This is a genomic window from Pseudomonas sp. 18.1.10 (genome assembly GCF_024655625.1).
GTDB lineage: Bacteria > Pseudomonadota > Gammaproteobacteria > Pseudomonadales > Pseudomonadaceae > Aquipseudomonas.
Window position 1 is genome coordinate 1 of record NZ_JANLGL010000401.1, and the last position, 2,579, is coordinate 2,579.

3 protein-coding genes are annotated in these 2,579 nt (G+C 64.8%); all 3 read right to left on the reverse strand.

What is annotated here, in order from left to right; translation table 11 throughout:
• Window positions 1–78 precede the first annotated feature (78 nt).
• The 3 genes from NUV89_RS29105 to dapE are packed head-to-tail and all read right to left on the reverse strand — an operon-like array spanning window position 79 to window position 2,466.
• Window positions 79–456, reverse strand: a complete 378-nt coding sequence (locus NUV89_RS29105; protein ID WP_124526044.1) for a hypothetical protein — start codon at window positions 454–456, stop codon at window positions 79–81.
• Between the two features lie 49 nt (window positions 457–505).
• The gene (locus NUV89_RS29110) at window positions 506–1,315 is read right to left on the reverse strand and encodes a putative RNA methyltransferase (protein ID WP_257784030.1); all 810 of its coding nucleotides are present in this window, start codon (window positions 1,313–1,315) and stop codon (window positions 506–508) included.
• Window positions 1,315–2,466, reverse strand: a complete 1,152-nt coding sequence (gene dapE / locus NUV89_RS29115; RefSeq protein WP_257784031.1) for a succinyl-diaminopimelate desuccinylase — start codon at window positions 2,464–2,466, stop codon at window positions 1,315–1,317. The genes NUV89_RS29110 and dapE overlap by 1 nt, the downstream gene beginning before the upstream one ends.
• Window positions 2,467–2,579: the final 113 nt, after the last annotated feature.

Sequence of the window (2,579 nt, forward strand, 5' to 3'; positions counted from 1 at the left end):
TCACAATAGATGTTGACTGATCCGCCGCCTTCGCGAGCAAGCCCGCTCCCACAGTTGATTGGGTTCACAACTCAGGGTTTATGCAGTTTTCCAGGTGATTTCTTCTTCACCATCCGCGCTGATGCGCATCCAGCGATCCGCGCTTTCCTCACCTTCTTCCTCAACCCACGTCCCCGGCGCGCAGCGCACTTCCACGTTCAGCGCAGCAAACGCGGCGCGGGCGCAGGCGATGTCGTCGTCCCACGGGGTCTGGTCGCTTTCCAGGTACAGGCTGTTCCATTTGCCTACAGCCTTGGGCAGCCAGGTGACGGGCACGTTGCCGGCCTTGCACTTGTAGGTCTGGCCTTTCTGGACCCAGTCGGTGCACGGGCCCAGGGCGGCGCCCAGCCAGGCGGCGACGGCTTTGTAGTCGACGTCGGCGTCCTTCAGGTAAATCTCGATATCGGGTTGGCGCATGGATGTTCCTCGTTGCGGGATTTTAAAAATCCATTCGCGGAAAAGTCGGTTATTGAAGCACGAAATAGTCGTAGCGCATCGACACGGTGACAGACAGTGGCTCGGCCGCCTCGATCACTTCGGTACGTTTTTCGGCGCTGGCGCGCCAGCCGTGGGGGGTCATGGCCAGCAGGTTTGCGCGATCCTTGGGGTCGGCCAGGCTCAGGGTGAACGTCAGGGTTTCACTGTGGGCCAGGCTCATGCCTTCCGGCACCAGGGCCAGGTGCTTGTCGTCGGTGTACTCGCGCACTTCGTCGTACAGGCGCTCGCGCAGTTCCATCAGGTGGCCGGTGGTCGGGCCGACTTTCATCAGGCCGCCGCCAGGGCTGAGCAGGCGCTTGGCCTCTTCCCAGTCCAGGGGGCTGAACACGCTGGCGAGAAATTGGCAGCTGCCTGACGCCAATGGCACCCGGGCCATGCTGGCGATCAGCCAGGTCAGCGCCGGGTTGCGCTTGCACGCGCGCTTGACCGCTTCCTTGGAAATATCCAGCGCATAGCCGTCCGCCTGGGGCAAAGCGTCGGCGATTTGTGCGGTGTAGTAACCCTCGCCACAACCAATGTCCACCCAGCGTGCCGGGGCACGTTCGGCGGCCAGTTCGGCCAGGCGCTTGGCCACCGGGGCGTAGTGCCCGGCGTTGAGGAAGTCACGGCGCGCCTCGACCATGGCGAGGTTGTCGCCCGGGTCGCGGCTGTTCTTGTGCTGCACCGGCAACAGGTTCAGATAACCCTGGCGCGCGCGGTCGAAACGGTGCCCGGCGGGGCACGCGACGCCATTGTCCACCGCGTTCAGCGGGGCGCTGCAGAGGGGGCAAGCGAGCATCAGGCGAGCAACTTGATAAGGGTCTGGTAGTAGATTTCGGTCAGCACGTCGAGGTCGCTGGCCAGAATGCGTTCGTTGACCTGGTGGATCGTCGCGTTGACGGGGCCCAGCTCAACCACCTGGGTGCCGAGGGTGGCGATGAAACGCCCATCCGAGGTGCCGCCGCTGGTGGACGCCTTGGTTTCACGCCCGGTGATCGCCTTGATGCTGGCCGAGACCGCATCCAGCAACGCGCCCGGTTCGGTGAGGAACGGCAGGCCCGACAGCGCCCATTCCACGTGCCAGTCCAGGCCGTGCTTGTCGAGGATCGCCGCGACGCGCTGTTGCAGGCCTTCGACGGTGGACTCGGTGGAGAAGCGGAAGTTGAACACCGCCGTCAGGTCACCGGGAATCACGTTGGTGGCGCCGGTGCCGGAGTTCAGGTTGGAGATCTGGAAGCTGGTCGGCGGGAAGAAGGTGTTGCCGTCGTCCCAATGCTCGGCGGCCAGTTCGGCCAGGGCCGGTGCGGCCAGGTGGATCGGGTTCTTCGCCAGGTGCGGGTAGGCCACGTGGCCTTGCACGCCGCGTACGGTCAGGGTGGCGCCGAGGGAGCCGCGACGGCCGTTCTTGACCACATCGCCCACCAGCGTGGTGCTCGACGGTTCGCCGACGATGCACCAGTCCAGGCGCTCCTTGCGCGCGGCCAGGCGTTCGATCACCGCCTTGGTGCCGTGGTGCGCCGGGCCTTCTTCATCGCTGGTGATGAGGAAGGCGACCGAGCCCTTGTGGTCCGGGTAGTCGCGCACGAAACGCTCGGAAGCCACCAGCATCGCCGCCAGGCTGCCTTTCATATCCGCCGCGCCACGGCCGCAGAGCATGCCGTTGTCGTCTATCAACGCGTCGAACGGGTCGTTCTGCCAGGCCTGCACCGGGCCGGTGGGCACCACGTCGGTGTGACCGGCGAAGCACAGCACCGGGCCTTCGTGCTTGCCGTGGGTGGCCCAGAAGTTGTCCACGTCTTCGATGCGCATCGGCTCAAGCGCAAAACCGGCGTCGCCCAGGCGTTGCATCATCAGCTTCTGGCAATCGGCGTCGATCGGCGTCACCGAGGGGCGACGGATCAGGTCGATGGCAAGTTGAAGGGTCGGCGAAAGGTCGGCATGGGCCGTCATGGGAAAACTCCGGGAAGCGTGTAATGGGCGCAGGACGTAAAGTGGCGCAGATCCAATGTGGGAGCGGGCTTGCTCGCGAATGTGGTGGGTCAGTCAACTCATGTGTGGCTGAC